Source organism: Phenylobacterium sp., assembly GCF_035309685.1.
In the GTDB taxonomy this organism is placed as follows: Bacteria; Pseudomonadota; Alphaproteobacteria; order Caulobacterales; family Caulobacteraceae; genus Phenylobacterium.
The window spans coordinates 130,196-146,331 of record NZ_DATGEX010000067.1 but is presented as its reverse complement, the minus strand read 5'-3'; the positions used below and the strand labels follow the sequence as shown (position 1 = coordinate 146,331).

The following is a 16,136-nucleotide window of genomic DNA, read 5'->3' as shown; positions in this document are numbered from 1 at the left end:
CATGCCGCACGCCCTTCCCTCCGAGCTGCTGGCCCGGCGGCCGGACATCCGCCAAGCGGAGTACCATTTGCAGGCGCAGCTCGGGACGGCGCACCTCGCCCATCTGGCGATCTTTCCGACCTTTACCCTGCTCCCCGGACTCGGGCTTTCGAGCATCTCCGCGCCGGGCGTGGGGTTCATTCCGCCCACCACCCTGATCACTCAGCAGCAGACCACCACGACCGGTTTCTGGACCATCGCCGGGGGCGTCAGCCAGCCGACGTTGGACATCCCCAAGCTGCTCTACCAGGCCAAGGCTGAAGACGCCCGGTCGCGCGAGGCCGCCATCGCCTACCAGAGCACGGTGCGCAACGCCTTCGGCGAGGCTCAGAACGCCATGACCGATGTCGTCGCCGGAGAGCGCGCCGTGAACCTGCTGACAGAGGCCGAGGCGCGCGCCCACCGGGCGTACGACGGAGTCCGCAGAGGCTACGATCATGGCCTGGACGACCTGACCACAACCCTGACCGAGGAGCAGTCGTGGCGTGTGATCCGCCTGGCCCTCACCATCAGGCGGGTGCAGACTCTTCGCAGCGCCGTGCAGTCGTACAAGGCGCTCGGCGGCGGCTGGGCCTATGCGAGTTCCGGTGCGAGCCCCGGGGCCGGCGCTGCCATCAGCGCAGGAGGGGGGCGCTAGAATGTCCCTGGCCCTCGCAACGCTGATCTACGAATGGCGCCGCTACATGGCGGCGATCGTCGCCCTCGCCTTTTCGGGCATGATGGTGCTGGTGATGCTGGGACTGTTCACCGGCATCATCCACGCCGACTTCGCGACCACTGAGCGATCGCGCGCCGATATCTTCGTCCTGCCGGTCAAGGCCGCCAGCATGGTCAACTCCAATCCGAGCCTGCCCGCGCGGGTGCAGCCGCAGATCTATCTCAACCCGCACGTGACGGAAGTTCGGAGCCTGGAGGAGATCTTCGGGCAGTGGGTCAATACGCCGGGTCCGGGCGCCAAGCAGGTGCAGAAGTTCGTGAATGTCTGGGGGGTGGATACGGTGCCGAACGCGGTCACCCTGCCGGTCGACTACACCGAAGAGCAGCGGATCGCGCTGATGGAACCGGGCGCCATCGCCGTCGACGCCAGCAACCTGGTCGCCCTGGGCGCCAAGCTGAATGGAAAGGCGTCGATCAACGGCCACACGGTCTTTGTGCGCGCGATCTTGCACGGCTACCAGAGTCTCGAACAACCGTCGCTGACCGCCTCCCGCGACACGGTGCGCCGGCTCAGCCGCGCCGGCGCCGACGGGACCGGGACCGACGATACCGGTCCCCTGATGGTCCGCATCGACAATCCGCTGCTGGCCGACGTGGTCGTCGCCCAGCTCAACGCCGCCAGTCACGGCGCCTATCGCGCCTGGACGGCCAAGCAGTTCAACCAGGCCAACGAGAACGCGGTCATGTCGCAGCAGATCGTCGGCGTGATGCTGGTCTTCCTGACCGTCATGGCGATCCTGATCGGCGTCGGCATCACCTCACAGACGCTGCGCGGGGCGATCCTCTCCAACATCCGCGAATTCGCCTCCCTGCGCGCCCTGGGCATCTCGATGTTCTCCCTGCGCTGGATCGTCGTCGAGATGTCGATCTGGGCGGGCGTGGCGGGGATCGGCATGGCCGGCTTCATCACCTGGCTGGCCACCGTCGCCGCGGGCGGCGCCGGACTTCCCCTGGTGATACGCCCGCAGCCCGCCCTGATGATCTGCGTGATGCTGATGGTGATCGCGGTCGTCTCCGGCGCCCTGGCCATGGGCGTGCTCAAGCACAGCCAACCGGCGGACCTGCTCAGATGAACGGACCCGCTCCGATGGCCCTCTCCGCGAAGGGCCTGGTCAAGCGCTTCAAGACCGGCCGCAACCAGGTCGCCGTGCTCAAGGGCGTCGACTTCCACGCCGAGCACGGCGCGGTGACGATGGTCATGGGTCCGTCCGGCTCGGGCAAGTCGACACTCATCGCCGCGTTGTCGGGACTGCTCAGGCCGGACGAGGGCGTCGTCAACGCGCTTGGACAGGATCTGTGGAGCCGTGGGGCGAGCCGGATCGACCGCTTCCGTCTCGACCACTGCGGCTTCATCTTTCAGGGCTTCAACCTGTTTCCCGCCCTCACGGCCCTGGAGCAGGTGACGACAGTCCTGAAATACCAGGGTCTTTCCAGGAAGGAAGCCCGCCGGATCGCCATCGAGTCGCTGGACGAGGTGGGACTCAGACCGCGCATGAACCAGCGCCCGAGTGAACTCTCCGGCGGCGAGAAGCAGCGCATCGCCATCGCGCGCGCCGTCGCCAAACGCCCCTCCCTGCTGTTCGCCGACGAGCCGACCTCGTCTCTGGACGGCGAGAACGGCCAGATCGTCATCCGCCTGCTGCGTCGGGCCGCGGTGGAGCACAACGCGGCCGTGGTCTGCGTCACACACGATCCGCGGCTGGAAGGCTTCGCCGACCGCATCATCCACCTCGAAGATGGCCGCATCCTGGAACCCGACGACCTCGACGTTCCCGCCCCGGGACATCCCGTCCTCGCCGATGCGGTCACCGCCGGAGACTGACCGTCATGCTCGATCTCATTCGTCGCCCCGCCGTCTGGCTGACCGCCCTGGGGATCGTCGCGATCGCCGCCCTGGCCGCGGTCGTGGTGAACATCGGCAGGACTCCGGCGATGGCGACCCCCGCCAATCCAGCCCGGGCGCAGACCCCCTATGCCGCCGTTTCGGAAGGCAAGGCCGACGTCGAGGGCGGCATCATCCAGGTCGCCTCCCGCACGGCCGGGGTCGTGCGCGAGGTGGACGTGCGGGAGGGCGACCGGGTCACCAAGGGCGAGGTCCTCGCCCGCCAGGAAGACGACGCCCCGCGCCTGGCGGTGCGGACGGCCGAGGCGGCCCTCACCCAGGCCAGGGCCCAGCTCGGCGTCACCCAGGTCCAGCTCGTCGCCGCACGGCGGGAGAAGGCCCGCCTGGAAAGCCTCGCCGGCGTGGTGTCGGGCCAGCAGGTCGACCAGGCCGCCGATGCGATCTCCAGCGCCCAGGCGTCTCTCACGAGCGAACAGGCCGCCATCGGCGTGGCCGGGACGCAGCTGAACGAAGCGCGATACCGTCTCGAACAGACCATCGTGCGGGCGCCGGTCAACGGCGTCATCGTGCGGCGCTACGCCAATCCCGGCACCGGAGCCTCCACCCTCAATGTGACCCCGATGTTCGACCTCGAACCGGCCGGCGCGCGAATTGTGCGGGCGGAAGTGACCGAAAGCGCCTTGCCGCTGGTCAGGATCGGACAGCCGGTGAAGATCGTTCCGGAGTCCGACCAGTCCAAATCCTACCCTGGCGAGGTGTTGCGCCAGGCCGCGGTGTTCGGCGCACGCAAGCTGCAGTCGGACGATCCCTCCGAGCGAACGGACGAACGCGTCGTCGAGGTGGTGGTCAGCGCCAATGGCGCGCCGCTCCTCATCGGCCAACGGGTGCTGGTGAAGTTCGTGAAGCCGGGCGGCTAAAGCCTCCCCGCTTCGCCGAGCCGCTCGATCAGGCGGGCCCGGGCCGGCGGCAGGGGCCGGTTGAGGGCGGCGAAGACGAAGTCCTGGAGGAACCGGCCGGTCAGGGTCAGGCCCGCGGCGATGTCGCCTGGCGAAAGGCCGCCCTGGGCCGACAGCAGAAACGGCGGCAACGGCAGGAGGCGGTCGCGGTAGGGCTCACCGGCCGCCGCGCTCACCGCCCGGCCGGTGCGGGGGCTTACCCAGGCGAGGTCGTCGGCCGAGCCGGTCACCGCGCAGCGCGACAGGTCGAGGCCGAAGCCCAGTTCCTGCAGCAGGCCCATCTCGAATCGCACGAGCACCGCCGGCCAGATGTCGGGACGCGAGAAGGCGGCCACCAGCGCTTCCATCGCGAAGAACGCGCCATCATGCGGCTCCCGCTCCGGCAGGGCCCCGGCGACGACGGCCGCGGCCGCGGCCAGGCCGGCGAGCGCGAGGGGATCGTCGAAGAGGGCCGAGGCCCCCTCCCCTTCACCCTCGAGCCGCGCCGCACCCAGCTGATCGGCCACCCGGGCGCGATAGCTCATGCGCACGCGCGAGCCCGGCTGCAGGATGGGCTTGAGACGCCGCGAGGCGCCGCCGGCCACGTGGGCCACCCACCGGCCGTGGCGGGCGGTCAGGACCTCGACGATGGCGCCGGTCTCGCCGTGGGGTCGGGCCGCCAGAACGAAGCCTTCGTCCTCGAACTCCATGGTCCCTCAGACGTCGAAGTCCAGGCCGACGTCGCGGAAGAAGCCCCGGTCCTCGGCCCAGGTCGCCTTGACCTTGACGTGCAGGAACAGGTGCACGGGCCGCTCGAGCAGTTCGCACAGCTCCAGGCGGGACGCCTCGCCGATCCAGCGCAAGGTCTGGCCGCCCTTGCCCAGCAGGATTCCTCTCTGCCCCTCGCGCTCGACGTAGAGGCTCTGCTCGATCCTCACCGACCCGTCGGGGCGTTCTTCGAAGGCCGTGGTCTCCACGCTGGCGGCGTAGGGCAGTTCCTCGTGCACGCGCAGATAGACCTTTTCGCGGGTGATCTCCGCCGCCAGCAGGCGGGCGGGAATGTCGGCGCTCTGGTCGGCAGGATAGAACCAGGCGCCTTCCGGGACCACCGCCCCCAGCCGCCGCTTGAGGTCGTCGACGCCGGCGCCGCTGGCGGCGCTGATCATGAAGACCTCGGCGTAGACGCCTGACTCGAAAAGGGTCTGGGTCAGGGCCAGGAGTCGGTCGCGGCGCACGAGGTCGATCTTGTTGAGCGCCAGGATCGCCTGCCGCGAGGCGCCCTTCAGGCCCTCGACAATGGTGGCGACATCGCCGGCCGCCGTGCGGTCGGCCGCCGCGCCGCGCCCGTCGGCGACCTCGATCTGGGCGTGGGCGTCGACCAGATGCACCACCGCGTCGGCGTCCGCGGCCCGGCCCCAGGCCGCCCTCACCATGGCCCGGTCGAGGCGGCGGCGCGGCTTGAAGATCCCCGGGGTGTCGACGAGGACCATCTGGCTATCGCCCTCGATGGCGACACCGCGGACCGGGAAGCGGGTGGTCTGCACCTTCTGGGTGACGATCGAGACCTTGGTTCCGACGAGGCGGTTGACCAGCGTCGACTTTCCCGCGTTCGGCGCGCCGATCACGGCCACGAAGCCGGCGCGGGTCATGCCTTCGCGCCCTCCCGGCGCAGCAGGGCGTCGGCGGCGGCCTTCTGGGCCGAGCGCACGTTCAGTCCCACGCCCGTCTCGGGCGCATGACCCTGGACGTCCACGCGCACAGTGAAGGTCGGGGCGTGCGGCGATCCGGACCGGGAAAGGGTCTCATAGCGCGGGGCCGCCAGGCCGCGGGCGAGCGCCCATTCGTTCAGGGCCGTCTTCGGATCGAGGACGGGCGCCTCTCCCGATTCGCTCAGGGCGCCCTTCCAGGCCAGGTCGAACAACGAGCGCGCGGCGTCCAGGCCGCCGTCCAGGTAGACCGCGGCCATCAGCGCCTCCATGGCGTCCCCCAGGATGCGGTCGTTCTCGCGCGCGCCGAGCTTGCTGTCGCCGCCGGCGAGGCGCAGGGCCGGCCCGACCCCCAGGGCGCGGGCCACGTCGGCGCAGCGGCTGCCGCTGACCAGGGCGGCGTGCCGGCGCGTCAGCTCCCCCTCGCGCCACTGCGGCCCCAGCCTCATCAGCGCATCGGCCGCGACAAGGCCCAGGACCCGATCGCCGAGGAACTCCAGCACCTGGTTGTGCGCGAGGGACGGCGCGGCGTCGCGGGCGCCCGCGTGGGTCAGCGCCTGCTCGAGCAGTGTCCGGTCGGCGAAGACATGGCCCAGGCGCTGCTCGAGCGCCTCGATCGCGGCCGAGCGCCTGTTCAACCGTGCGCCTCGGTCAATGCAGCACCCTGAGGAACCGGCTGGGCCGCAGATCGGTGATCCAGGTCCACGGCTTGAAGATCGAGGCGCCGGTGTTGTGCCACTCGTCGACGCCCGTGTTCCACGACAGCATGATGATCTGGGCCTTGCCGACCAGGTTCTCCTCCGGCACGAAGCCGACCCCGGAGCCCGGGCCGACCGAGGCGTCCAGGCGGCTGTCCCAGCCACAGCCGCGGAGCTTGGGATCCTCGGGGGCCAGGCCGGAATCGAAACGGCTGTCGGCGGAGTCATCACGGTTGTCGCCCATCATGAAGTAGCAGTGCGGCGGCACGACGTAGACGCCGGTGTTGTCGGCCTGCCCTCCGTCGGAGAGCATCTGGGTCAGATATCGCCGGCCCTCCGGATTGGTTTCGCGCATCAGGGTGGCGGGCACCTTGGCGGGATCGGCGTCCGGTCCCTGGCTCCTGAGCGCCTGAACCACGCCCTCGGCCTTCCGCGGCAAGGGCCGCCCGTTGATGTACAGTTGGCCCTGGCGCACCTGCACGCGGTCGCCGGGCAGCCCGACCAGCCGCTTGATGTAGTCGGTGTGCCCATCGCTCGGCAGCTTGAAGACGATGATGTCGCCGCGGGCCGGGTGATGGAACAGGATCCGTCCCTTGAACAGCGGCGGGCTGCCGAGGATCGAGTGATGGCTGTAGCCGTAAGACCACTTGGAAACGATGATGTAGTCGCCGCGGTAGAGGTTGGGCTCCTCCGAACCCGACGGGATCGTATAGGGCTGGAACAGCAGGGTGCGGATGACCAGGGCGATACCCAGGGCGTAGACCACGGTCTTGATGACCTCGATGGTCTCGCGGGCCGCGCTGGGTTTGGGCTTCGCCTTCGAGCGGGCGGCGTGGGTGTCGATCATAGGGTGCTCTCGGGAACGCGGCGGCGGCCTAGGCGGTCGGTGCGACGGCGGCGAGGCCCGCGGATTGCGGCTCCCGCGTCTCGGGGACCGCCTCGATGATCACGAAGGCCTGGGCGTAGGGGTGGTCGTCGGTGAGGGAAACGTGGATGACAGCCTTGTGGCCAGCCGGGACCAGGGCGGCAAGGCGCTCGGCGGCGCCCCCCGTCAGGGTCATGGTGGGCTGGCCGGAGCGGGCGTTGGCGACGCCCATGTCCTTCCAGAAGACGCCGCGGCGCATGCCGGTGCCGAGGGCCTTGGCGCAGGCTTCCTTGGCGGCGAACCGCTTGGCGTAGCTGGAGGCGCGATCGGGCTTGCGGTCGGAGCGCGCCCGCTCCACCTCGGTGAACACCCGCGCCTCGAACCGGCCGCCGAAGCGCTCGAGCGTCTGGGCGATTCGACGGATGTCGGTGAGGTCGGAGCCGACGCCGATGATCAAGCCGCCGCCTCTCGGGTGGTCTCGGCCCGGGCGGCGCCAGCCCTGGCCGCGTCCATGAGCAGGCGCATCCGGCGGATCGCCGGGTCGAGGCCGGTGAAGATCGCCTCTCCGATCAGGAAGTGGCCGATGTTGAGCTCCGCCAGCTCGGGTATGGCGGCGACGGCCGACACCGTCTCGTAGTCGATGCCGTGGCCGGCGTGGACCTCCAGCCCGAGGCTGGCGGCCAGGGCCGCGCCTTCGCGCAGGCGGCGATAGTGCTCGGCCGCCTCGGGCCGACGTTCGCGCACGGCCAGGCAATAGGCGCCGACGTGCAACTCCACCACCTGCGCGCCAAGGGCGTGGGCGGCGGCGATCTGGTGGGGATCGGCCTCGATGAAGAGGGAGACCCGAACGCCGGCGGCCTTGAGGTTCGCCACTACGGGAGCAAGGTGATTGTGCTGGCCCGCCACGTCCAGCCCACCCTCGGTGGTGACCTCCTCGCGCCTTTCGGGCACCAGGCAGGCGGCGTGCGGCCGGTGGGCCAGGGCGATCGCCTCCATTTCCGGCGTGGCGGCCATCTCCAGGTTCAGCGGCCGGCCGCGCTTGCGGGCAAGGGCGGCGAGCGCGTCGATGTCGGCGTCGGAGATGTGGCGGCGGTCCTCGCGCAGATGGGCGGTGATGCCGTCGGCGCCGGCGGCCAGCGCCATTTCGGCCGCCCGCACCGGGTCGGGATAGCCCTCGCCGCGGGCGTTCCGCACGGTGGCCACGTGGTCGATGTTCACGCCTAACCTGAGCTTAGACATCCCCAACTCCGCTCATCCCTTCAGCCTCTTGCTCCCCGGCTCCTCCGCCGGCAGGGCGGCGAGCTCCGGCGGGATTTCGTCGGGGGCGTAGGACGGCACGTCGACGGTGGCGAGCGCGATCAGGGGATAGCCGACGTCGGCCTTGCCGCCGGAACGGTCGACGATGCAGGCGCAGGCGACGACCACGCCGCCGGCGGCTTCGATGGGCTTGGTGGCCTCGCGGAACGAGCCGCCGGTGGTGATCACGTCCTCGATGACCACGACCTTGGCGCCGGGGGCGATTTTGAAGGCGCGGCGCAGGCGGAATTCGCCGTCTTCCCGTTCGACATAGAGCGCCGGCACGCCCATCCAGCGGGCGGTCTCGTAGCCCGGGATGATCGCGCCGACGGCGGGCGAGACGATGACGTCGGGCTTGCCGACCGCGGCCTCGATCTTCTCGGCCAGCGCCTTGCACAGCCGCGCGGTGCGCTCCGGGAACTGGAAGACCAGGTTCTTCTGCAGGAACATCGGCGAATGGCGGCCGGACGCCAGGATGAAATGGCCTTCGCGCAGAGCGCCGGCGCCGCGGAATTCGTCGAGGACCTGTTCAGTGTTCATGGACCCCAGATAACGCGCTTTAGGGGCGCTCGAAAGAGGTCGGCTGTTGCAGCGGAACGCGGCGCACCCTTAGGTGGCCATATGCGCAGGGTGCTCGCTCGAATGCTCATTGGAATCGCTGTCGTCGTCGCCGTCTGGATCGCCGCCGGCTGGGCGATGGTGGCGACCGCCGGGCCGTTCAAGCCGAGCGGCGTCTATGTCGATATCGGCGGGCGCAAGCTGCGGCTGGTCTGCGCGGGCCCCGCGGCGGGCGCCACGCCGACGGTGTGGATGGAGGCCGGCGCCTTTGGCCTGGCCGCCGACTTCGCCGCGATCCAGGAGAAGCTGACCGCCAAGGGGATCCGGTCCTGCGCCTACGACCGCGCCGGCATGGGCTGGTCCGATCCGGGGCCGAGGCCGCGCGACAGCGAGGCGATCGTTGCGGACCTCGAAAAGCTGATCGCCGCGTCCGGCGAGCGCGGGCCCTTCATCCTGATGGGCCATTCGATGGCCGGGCTGAACACGCGGCTGTTCGCCGGGCGCAATCCCGACAAGGTGGCCGGCCTGGTGCTGATCGAGGCGACCACGCCCGAGCAGATCGACAATCCCGGGACGCAGAAGTTCCTGGGCCCGTTCACGGCGATCAGCCGGGTCGCGGCGGTGTCGGCGAGCGTGGGGACGACGCTGCCGCTCTACTGGACCGCCGGCGACCGAATCGGCCTGCCGCCGCAGGGGAGCGCCGAGAAGCGTCACGCCTACGTCTCCGGCCGCCATGCGCGAACGGCGTCTGAAGAGGTCAGCCTGTGGCCGCAAAGCGCCGCCGAAGCCAAGCTCGCACCGCCCTATGATCCCAAGTGGCCCGTGGCGGTCATCGTCGCCGACCGGGGAGAAGGCGCCAGAAACCAAGGGGTTTGGCCCGACGACCCGCGCAGGACACCCGAACGGGCCGCCAGGGCCGGGACCTTTGAGGCGGTCGCGGGCGCCTCGCACACCACGGTCCTGGGACGCACCTATGGAGACTCCGCCGTCCGCGGGGTCGAGTTCGTGCTGGCGCATCTGCCGAACGGATAGGCTTGGCGTGCGGATCTGGATCCAGCGTCTTGGGTGGGCGGCGGCCGCGCTGGTCGCGCTGGCGATCCTTGGGTTCTACGTGGCCCGCCTGGCCCTGCCGGAGCCATTGTTCCCCAGCGACGAGGCGGCCTATCTGATCCGCGCGCTCTATCCGCCGCAGGTGGTGGACACGCTGAACCCCTATGTGGCGACGGCCAACAACGGCGTGCATTTGAGCGTCATCCGCGCGGTCTACGAACTGGGCGCCCCGCTGATCGTCGGGGATCGGCTGGTCAATTCGGCGGCCTACCTGGGCGGCCTGTTGCTGCTGTGGCGGGCGAGCGCGGCGAAGGCGCCCAAGCCCGAGCAGCTGGCGCTGCTGCTGCTAGCCATCGGCTTTCCCTACTACCGCTTCGCCTTCTCGAACCTGGCCGAGGGGCTGTTCGTGGGCGTGCTCGCCCTGCTCTGCGTGGCCACCGGGCGCTGGTATCGCAGCCGCGAGCTCACGCACGCGGTACTGGCCGGCGCGCTGGGCGCGGCGCTGGTGCTGGTGAAACCGAACGGCGTGGCGAGCCTGGCGGCGCTTGGGGGCGTGGCGGTGCTGGACGCGGCGGTCAGCGGCGGTTGGCGGCGGCTGCCGGTTCGGGCGCTGCTGGCGGGCGTGGTGTTCTTCGCGGTCGGCAACCTGATCCAGATCGCGGCCCAGGAGCCGGCGGAACATCCCCTCGCCTTCTATGTCTCCTCGACCTATGGCGCCCTGGTCGCGCTCAAGCCGGGGCCGCACGAGATCCTGCAGGGCCTCTTCAGCCTGGCGGCCATGACCAGCGCCTGCGCGGTGCTGGTCGGCGCGCCGGTCGTGATCGGGCTTTCCGACCTGGTGAGCCGGTGGCGCGCGGCCCGATCGTCCCCGGACGGGGGCCGATTCATCGCGGATGGGCGCGACCTGATCTTCCTGCTGGTCGTGCTGGCGCTGGGCGCCACGGTGGCGATGGCGGCCGTTTTTGCGATGAAGATCGCCTCGACGCCCGGCGAGACCGGACGGCTCTGGGGGCGCTATTTCGAGTTCTTCGCGCCGATGGTCTGGATCGCCGCGGCGCCGGCGCTGGGCCGGCCGGTCGGACGCGTTGCGGCGCTGGCGGCCGCCGGCGCCATGCTGGCCGGGCTCGCGGGCCTGATCGTCTGCCTGCACACCGGCATCGTGCTGTTCCCCTGGGACGCCAGCGCGCTCACCGCCTTTTTCGCCAACGACCCGGTGCGCGCGCCCCTGGGCCTGAAGACGCCCTATCAGGCGCTGGCCGCGGCGGCGGTCGTCCTGGCCGCGGGCGCCTTGGCGCTTCGCCTCCGCGCGGCGCTCGCGGGGCTTTGGCTCACACTGGCGCTGGCAGTGCTCTCCACCCAGCTCGACCAGGTCTGGGAAGCCGGGCTGATCGGCCAGCGCAGTGCGCTCGCCCGCGACGTGGCGAAGATCGCGCCCGCCCTGCCCCGCGCCGGCGAGGTGCTGCTGCTGGCGCCCGACGCCAACGACGGGCACCTGGGGTTCCTCGGCCTGGACGCGCGGCCCCGCGTGATCCTGGGGCCAGCGGGCGACGCACCCCCCGAGGCGTTGGCGCAGGCGGCCGCGGTGGTGGTTTCCGGCGCCGATCGGCCGCCGGGCGGCCCGTGGACCCGGGTCTATCAAGGCAGCGAGCTGTCGCTCTATCGGCCGGGTGCGGCGCCCTGAGATCGGCGCTTGCCGCCAGGCCGCGGGCCTGAAAGCTTGAGCGTCATGGCCGTCGCCGAAGCCGCCCTCACCGCCGAACCTCTGAACGCCGATCGCGCCTTCCTCGGCCATCCGGCGGGCCTGGCCTATCTGGCGTTCATGGAGGCCTTCGAGCGGTTCTCGTTCTACGGCATGCAGGCGCTGCTGGTGCTCTACATGACCAGCCAGCTGCTGCACGTAGGCCATGTGGAGCATGTGGCCGGGTTCGCGGCCTTTCGGACCGGGCTTACGCGGGTGTTCGGGCCGATGAGCCCGCAGGCGGTGAGTTCGGAGATCTTCGGGCTCTACGCCGGCTTCTGCTCCTTCACCCCGGTGTTCGGCGGGATGATCGGCGACCTCCTGCTCGGCCAGAAGCGCGCCGTCCTGCTGGGCGGGGCGATGATGGCGGCGGGGCATTTCCTGATGGCCTTCGAGGCGCCGTTCCTGCTGGCGCTGGCGCTGCTGATCTGCGGCTGCGGGCTGCTGAAGGGCAATATCTCCGCCCAGGTGGGTAACCTTTACCGCGGCGCGGACCGCCGGCGGACCGACGCCTTCCAACTGTTCTACATGGCCGCCAATGTGGGCGTGTTCACCGCGCCCTTGATCTGCGGGACCCTGGGCGAGGTGGTCGGCTGGCACTGGGGCTTCGGGGCGGCGGGCGTCGGCATGCTGATCAGCCTCAGCATCTATCTGGCCGGCTATCGCCAGATGCCGCCGGACACCCTGCCCCCGCGCGGCGAACGGCGGCCCGAGCAGACGAGGCTCACCGGCAAGGACATCCCGACGCTGGCGGCGATGGGCGTGCTGCTGGTGGTCGTGGCGCTGTTCTGGATCGCCAACGGCGATGTGCTGAACGCCTACATGATCTGGGCGAAGACGCACCTGGACCGGCAGATCGGGCCGCTGACCCTGCCGGTCACCTGGCTGCAGTCGGCGAGCGCCATCGTCGGCATCGGCATGGCCCCGGTGCTGATCGGCCTGTGGAGCGGCCAGGCCAAGCGCGGGCGCGAGCCCTCGGCGCTCGGCAAGATGGCCATCGGCTGCGGCCTGGCGGTGGCGGCCTACGCCCTGCTGGCGCTGGGCGCGGCGCTGGCCGGGCCGGCGGGTAAGGTCCCGCTGGTCTGGGCGCTGGGGTTCCACCTGATCGTGCAGACCGCCTATCTGTTCGTCTATCCGATCGGCATGGCGCTGTTCAGCCGCGTAGCGCCGCCGGCGATCAATTCGCTGATGATCGGGATCTATTTCCTGTCGGTGTTCGCCGGCTCGCTGCTGGTCGGCTGGGTGGGGCAATTCTACGAGCGCCTGAGCGCGCCGGATTACTGGCTGCTGCACTCTGCCGCAGCCGCCGTCGCGGGGCTGATCATCCTGCTCCTGTGGCGACCGCTGAGCCGGGCGCTCATGGTGAAGCCAGTTTAACCACCCTCCTTAACTCCGCGGAATAGAGGCAGAGTTATACGTAGCCTCGTCGGGTTCGGATGCAGGCGCAGGTTGGGAGCGCGGCGAACGGTCTCGGCGAGCGGCCGATCGATTGTCGGCCGTCACACCCCAAGGCGAGATCGCAACGTGTCAGCGAACCCTGAGCCGCAGAACGAGAGGAACGCCTTCCCAGCGGATTTGCCGGAAGGCCTGAAGCCGCGCCTGCGCCTTTTTCTCAGCGTCGACCTGGTCGGCTCCACCGCGTTCAAGCAGTCTCGGCAAACTTGGCTGCCGGCGCTGATCAACTTCTACCGCGACTTCGACCAGATCGTTCACGGCCAGTACCGCGCGTTCCGCCAGCAGACCAACAGCCACATCGCGGCGCCGGAATTCTGGAAGAGCAACGGCGACGAGGTGCTCTACACCTGCGACCTGGTGACCCGCGCCCAGGCGGTGGACGCGATCCACATCTGGCTGGCGGCGCTGTCCGCCTACCGCTGCGACCTGGCGACGCTGACCGAGGACCTGGACATCAAGTCGACGGCCTGGATCGCCATGTTCCCGGCGCCCAACGCCGAGGTGTTCTTCCGCCGCGCCGGCGTGCGGCTGCGCACCGATGCGGCCGAGGACGCCATCCTGCTGCAGGCCGAGATGCGCGACCAGTGGCACGCGGGCAACGAGCGCGGCGACATCATCCGCGACTTCGTCGGCCCCTCCATCGACACCGGCTTTCGCCTAAGCGACTGGGCGCGCCCGCGCCGGCTGATCCTGTCGGCCGACCTCGCCTTCCTGCTGACCAGCTCCTACGCCACCTCCGACGAGCCGCTGCCGCTGCATTTCTCCGGCGCGCAGAAGCTGCGGGGCGTGGTGGGGGAACAGCCCTATCCGATGATCTGGCTGCCGGTCGGCGCGGGCGCGCGCGAGGACGTGCGCGACGAGGCGATCGGGCGGCGACTGGCCGATCCGACCCTGCTGCGCTCGTTCTGCGAGGCGATCATCGAACAGAACTACCGCGCCTTCACGCCGCTGTTCCTGGCCGACGATCCGGACGGCGACAACGACACCGACTACGGCTGGGCGCCGCCCTACATCATCAACCGCATCCTCGCCGACTGGCAGGCCGAGAAGCGGCGGATGGCGGCTTAGCTCCTCACCGCCGTCATCCCGGTTTCGCGGTGCGCGAAGACCGGGACCCATAGACTCCGAGATTCAGGATAGCTGCCGCGGCGCCAGGCCACGTTCGGCGACGCGGAGTTTATGGGTCCCGGTCTTCGGCTGCGCCGAAACCGGGATGACAGCTGATGATGTGAGCTTGATCATGGCGGCCCATCCTGAGGCCGCCCGCATGAAGCTCTATCAGACCTACGCCTCGCCGTTTCCGACCCGCGTGCGGCTGCTGATCTACGCCAAGGGGTTGGAGGTCGAGATCATCGAGCCGCCGGGCTTCCACGCCTCGACGGAGGCCAAGGGCGACTATCTGAAGATCAACCCAATCGGCCGGGTGCCGACGCTGGTGCTCGACGACGGCCGAGCGCTGCCGGAGTCGGAGGTGATCTGCGAATATCTGGAGGACGCCTTCCCGCAACCCAGCCTGCGGCCCGCCGACCCCTGGGGCCGGGCGAGGATGCGGCTGCTCTCGCGGATCTGCGACTTCTACGTGGTGATGGCGATGGTCCCGCTGTTCAACCTGTCGGGCCGCTCGCGGCGGCATTGGACGCCGGAAGCGATCGAGGCCGCGGCGGGCAAGGTGGCCGAGGCGCTCGGCTATCTTGAGGAATACATCGGCGAGGACGGCTATGCGGTCGGCGGCGCCCTCACCCAGGCCGACGGCGCCATCGTCCCGCAGCTGGTGCTGGCGAGCGAGTGGATTCCGAGCGTGTTCGGCGCGCGCGATCCCCTGCCCGGCCTCCCCAAGCTTTCGGCCTATTGGCGCGCCATCCAGGCGGACCCGATCTGCGGGCGGCTGATCGAGGAGACCCGCGACGCCATCGCCGGGGTCGCGGCGCAGGCGAAGGCGCGGGCGGCCGCGACCGCGACTTAGGCTACCCGTCGCCGCGGCCCTGCATTAGGCTCCCACGCGTGATCAGCGATGCGGGGCGACCGGCATGCTTGCAGAACTTCTGGCCCTGTTCGCGGCGGCCGCGCCGGAGAGCGCCGCGCCGACCAGGACCGTTTCGCCGGTGACGGTGACGGCGACGCCCTCGACCGAAATCGCGGGCCACCCGGACGCCACCGTCAACTCGGCCGGCAGCTCCGACGACGCGCTGGGCGACGCGCTCGCGATCTGGCCGCGGCGCGCCTACCACAGCGGGGCGAGCGGCCGGGTGACGCTGTCCTGCCGCGTCGACGCCCATGGCCTGGCGGAATGGTGCCGGGTCATCGGCGAGTCGCCGGCGGGCCAGGGCTTCGGCCGCGCCGCGCTGGAGATGCGGCCGAGCTTCAAGCTGACGCCCGTGCAGGGTCCTGACGGGCCGATCACCGCGATGATGACGGTCAATGTCGGCTTCAAGGCGCCCGCCACCGAGCTCGACTCGGACGGAACGGGCGCCGCCACCGCCGCGAACACCATGGGCGCGGCGCCGGTGGTCAGCGGGCCGATCCATGGCAACCGTCTCGAGATGCACGCCGTGGTCATGGTGGACAATCCGGTGTGGACCAGCGCGGCCAATTTCGACGACCTGGCGCGGGCCTACCCGGCCAAGGGCGGCGGGGCCGAGGGCTATGCGGCCGCGCACTGCCAGGTCCAGCGGTCGGGCCGGGACGCCGGGGCGCTTAGCCGCTGCCAGATCATCAAGGAGAGTCCGAAAGGTCAGGGCTTCGGCCAGGCCGCGATCAGCCTGATGCCGAAGTTCCGCGTCATGCCCGCCGTCCTGGCCCGCGCGCCGGGCGACGCGCCGCTGTGGGTCGACGTGCCGGTCCGGCTGTCGCCGCCGGACAAGGCCGCCGAGCGCACGGTCAAGGCGCCGATCTGGCTGCTGAACGTCGATCCGGAGTCGGTGCCGAAGGTCTTCCCGCCGGAGGCGGCCGCCAAGGGCCTGACCTCGGGCCGGGGCGTCGTCCGCTGCACGGTCGCCGACGACGGGACGGTCGGGTCCTGCGTTCCGGAGCCCGGCGATCCCGACGGCCTGGGCTTCTCGGAAGCCGCCGTCAAGCTGGCGACGGCCATGCGTATGAACCTGTGGTCGGCGGACGGCGCGCCTGTCGAAGGCGGCGTCGTGCACATCCCAATCCGGATCAACCTCAGGACCCGGACCCAGTAGGGTGTGAGCGTGGACGGAGCCGCCAGCAGGCTCCGCGGGCGCACCGGGCGGCAT

At 70.4% G+C, this 16,136-nt stretch carries 17 protein-coding genes; 10 read left to right on the top strand and 7 right to left on the bottom strand.

Annotation, left to right across the window (positions count from 1 at the left end):
- The 4 genes from VKQ35_RS22005 to VKQ35_RS21990 all read left to right on the top strand — a co-directional run.
- Positions 1-676, top strand: a 676-nt coding sequence (locus VKQ35_RS22005) for a TolC family protein (RefSeq protein ID WP_324365152.1), incomplete at its 5' end; no start/stop codon positions are given.
- Between the two features lies 1 nt (position 677).
- Positions 678-1,829, top strand: a complete 1,152-nt coding sequence (locus tag VKQ35_RS22000; RefSeq protein ID WP_324365151.1) for an ABC transporter permease — start codon at positions 678-680, stop codon at positions 1,827-1,829.
- Positions 1,826-2,578 carry an ABC transporter ATP-binding protein gene (locus VKQ35_RS21995; RefSeq protein WP_414692377.1) on the top strand — a complete coding sequence of 251 codons (753 nt, stop codon included), beginning with the start codon at positions 1,826-1,828 and terminating at the stop codon, positions 2,576-2,578. Before VKQ35_RS22000 ends, VKQ35_RS21995 begins: the two co-directional genes overlap by 4 nt.
- A gap of 5 nt (positions 2,579-2,583) precedes the next feature.
- On the top strand, positions 2,584-3,516 hold the full coding sequence (locus VKQ35_RS21990) for an HlyD family secretion protein (protein ID WP_324365149.1): 933 nt from the start codon (positions 2,584-2,586) through the stop codon (positions 3,514-3,516).
- Here the strand turns inward: VKQ35_RS21990 and recO are convergent.
- From recO to pyrE, 7 genes are read right to left on the bottom strand one after another with little or no spacing between them, the layout of a single operon-like run.
- Entirely contained in the window at positions 3,513-4,244 is a 732-nt protein-coding gene (recO, locus tag VKQ35_RS21985; RefSeq protein ID WP_324365148.1) for a DNA repair protein RecO, read from the bottom strand. The genes VKQ35_RS21990 and recO overlap by 4 nt on opposite strands.
- A 6-nt stretch (positions 4,245-4,250) precedes the next feature.
- Positions 4,251-5,183 (bottom strand): GTPase Era, encoded by a 933-nt coding sequence (gene era, locus VKQ35_RS21980; protein WP_324365147.1) that lies wholly within the window; start codon positions 5,181-5,183, stop codon positions 4,251-4,253.
- Positions 5,180-5,878, bottom strand: a complete 699-nt coding sequence (rnc, locus tag VKQ35_RS21975) for a ribonuclease III (RefSeq protein WP_324365146.1) — start codon at positions 5,876-5,878, stop codon at positions 5,180-5,182. The genes era and rnc overlap by 4 nt, the downstream gene beginning before the upstream one ends.
- A gap of 13 nt (positions 5,879-5,891) precedes the next feature.
- Positions 5,892-6,785 (bottom strand): signal peptidase I, encoded by an 894-nt coding sequence (gene lepB, locus VKQ35_RS21970; RefSeq protein WP_324365145.1) that lies wholly within the window; start codon positions 6,783-6,785, stop codon positions 5,892-5,894.
- Between the two features lie 28 nt (positions 6,786-6,813).
- Entirely contained in the window at positions 6,814-7,260 is a 447-nt protein-coding gene (acpS, locus tag VKQ35_RS21965; protein ID WP_324365144.1) for a holo-ACP synthase, read from the bottom strand.
- Positions 7,257-8,042: a pyridoxine 5'-phosphate synthase gene (locus tag VKQ35_RS21960; RefSeq protein WP_324365143.1), complete on the bottom strand. Its 786-nt coding sequence runs from the start codon at positions 8,040-8,042 to the stop codon at positions 7,257-7,259. The genes acpS and VKQ35_RS21960 overlap by 4 nt, the downstream gene beginning before the upstream one ends.
- A 12-nt stretch (positions 8,043-8,054) precedes the next feature.
- Positions 8,055-8,639: an orotate phosphoribosyltransferase gene (gene pyrE / locus VKQ35_RS21955; RefSeq protein WP_324365142.1), complete on the bottom strand. Its 585-nt coding sequence runs from the start codon at positions 8,637-8,639 to the stop codon at positions 8,055-8,057.
- 102 nt (positions 8,640-8,741) lie between these two features.
- Between pyrE and VKQ35_RS21950 the strand changes: the two genes are divergently transcribed.
- From VKQ35_RS21950 to VKQ35_RS21925, 6 genes are all read left to right on the top strand, one after another.
- Positions 8,742-9,689: an alpha/beta hydrolase gene (locus VKQ35_RS21950; protein WP_324365141.1), complete on the top strand. Its 948-nt coding sequence runs from the start codon at positions 8,742-8,744 to the stop codon at positions 9,687-9,689.
- A 7-nt stretch (positions 9,690-9,696) separates the two neighbouring features.
- Positions 9,697-11,388 carry a hypothetical protein gene (locus VKQ35_RS21945; protein ID WP_324365140.1) on the top strand — a complete coding sequence of 564 codons (1,692 nt, stop codon included), beginning with the start codon at positions 9,697-9,699 and terminating at the stop codon, positions 11,386-11,388.
- A 45-nt stretch (positions 11,389-11,433) separates the two neighbouring features.
- Entirely contained in the window at positions 11,434-12,822 is a 1,389-nt protein-coding gene (locus VKQ35_RS21940; RefSeq protein WP_324365139.1) for a peptide MFS transporter, read from the top strand.
- A gap of 147 nt (positions 12,823-12,969) precedes the next feature.
- Positions 12,970-13,968, top strand: a complete 999-nt coding sequence (locus tag VKQ35_RS21935) for a hypothetical protein (RefSeq protein ID WP_324365138.1) — start codon at positions 12,970-12,972, stop codon at positions 13,966-13,968.
- Between the two features lie 172 nt (positions 13,969-14,140).
- On the top strand, positions 14,141-14,863 hold the full coding sequence (locus VKQ35_RS21930; RefSeq protein ID WP_324365136.1) for a glutathione S-transferase family protein: 723 nt from the start codon (positions 14,141-14,143) through the stop codon (positions 14,861-14,863).
- Positions 14,864-14,927: 64 nt separating this feature from the next.
- Positions 14,928-16,082 (top strand): TonB family protein, encoded by a 1,155-nt coding sequence (locus VKQ35_RS21925; RefSeq protein ID WP_324365134.1) that lies wholly within the window; start codon positions 14,928-14,930, stop codon positions 16,080-16,082.
- The last annotated feature ends 54 nt before the right edge of the window (positions 16,083-16,136 follow it).

Bases quoted from the DNA above. Each gene is read 5' to 3' on its own strand.
- VKQ35_RS21990 (WP_324365149.1), top strand. From the start codon at position 2,584: ATGCTCGATCTCATTCGTCGCCCCGCCGTCTGGCTGACCGCCCTGGGG.
- VKQ35_RS22000 (WP_324365151.1), top strand. From the start codon at position 678: ATGTCCCTGGCCCTCGCAACGCTGATCTACGAATGGCGCCGCTACATG.
- VKQ35_RS21960 (WP_324365143.1), bottom strand. From the start codon at position 8,042: ATGTCTAAGCTCAGGTTAGGCGTGAACATCGACCACGTGGCCACCGTG.
- VKQ35_RS21940 (WP_324365139.1), top strand. From the start codon at position 11,434: ATGGCCGTCGCCGAAGCCGCCCTCACCGCCGAACCTCTGAACGCCGAT.
- pyrE (WP_324365142.1), bottom strand. From the start codon at position 8,639: ATGAACACTGAACAGGTCCTCGACGAATTCCGCGGCGCCGGCGCTCTG.
- lepB (WP_324365145.1), bottom strand. From the start codon at position 6,785: ATGATCGACACCCACGCCGCCCGCTCGAAGGCGAAGCCCAAACCCAGC.
- VKQ35_RS21930 (WP_324365136.1), top strand. From the start codon at position 14,141: ATGGCGGCCCATCCTGAGGCCGCCCGCATGAAGCTCTATCAGACCTAC.
- VKQ35_RS21995 (WP_414692377.1), top strand. From the start codon at position 1,826: ATGAACGGACCCGCTCCGATGGCCCTCTCCGCGAAGGGCCTGGTCAAG.
- recO (WP_324365148.1), bottom strand. From the start codon at position 4,244: ATGGAGTTCGAGGACGAAGGCTTCGTTCTGGCGGCCCGACCCCACGGC.
- era (WP_324365147.1), bottom strand. From the start codon at position 5,183: ATGACCCGCGCCGGCTTCGTGGCCGTGATCGGCGCGCCGAACGCGGGA.
- VKQ35_RS21925 (WP_324365134.1), top strand. From the start codon at position 14,928: ATGCTTGCAGAACTTCTGGCCCTGTTCGCGGCGGCCGCGCCGGAGAGC.
- VKQ35_RS21950 (WP_324365141.1), top strand. From the start codon at position 8,742: ATGCTCATTGGAATCGCTGTCGTCGTCGCCGTCTGGATCGCCGCCGGC.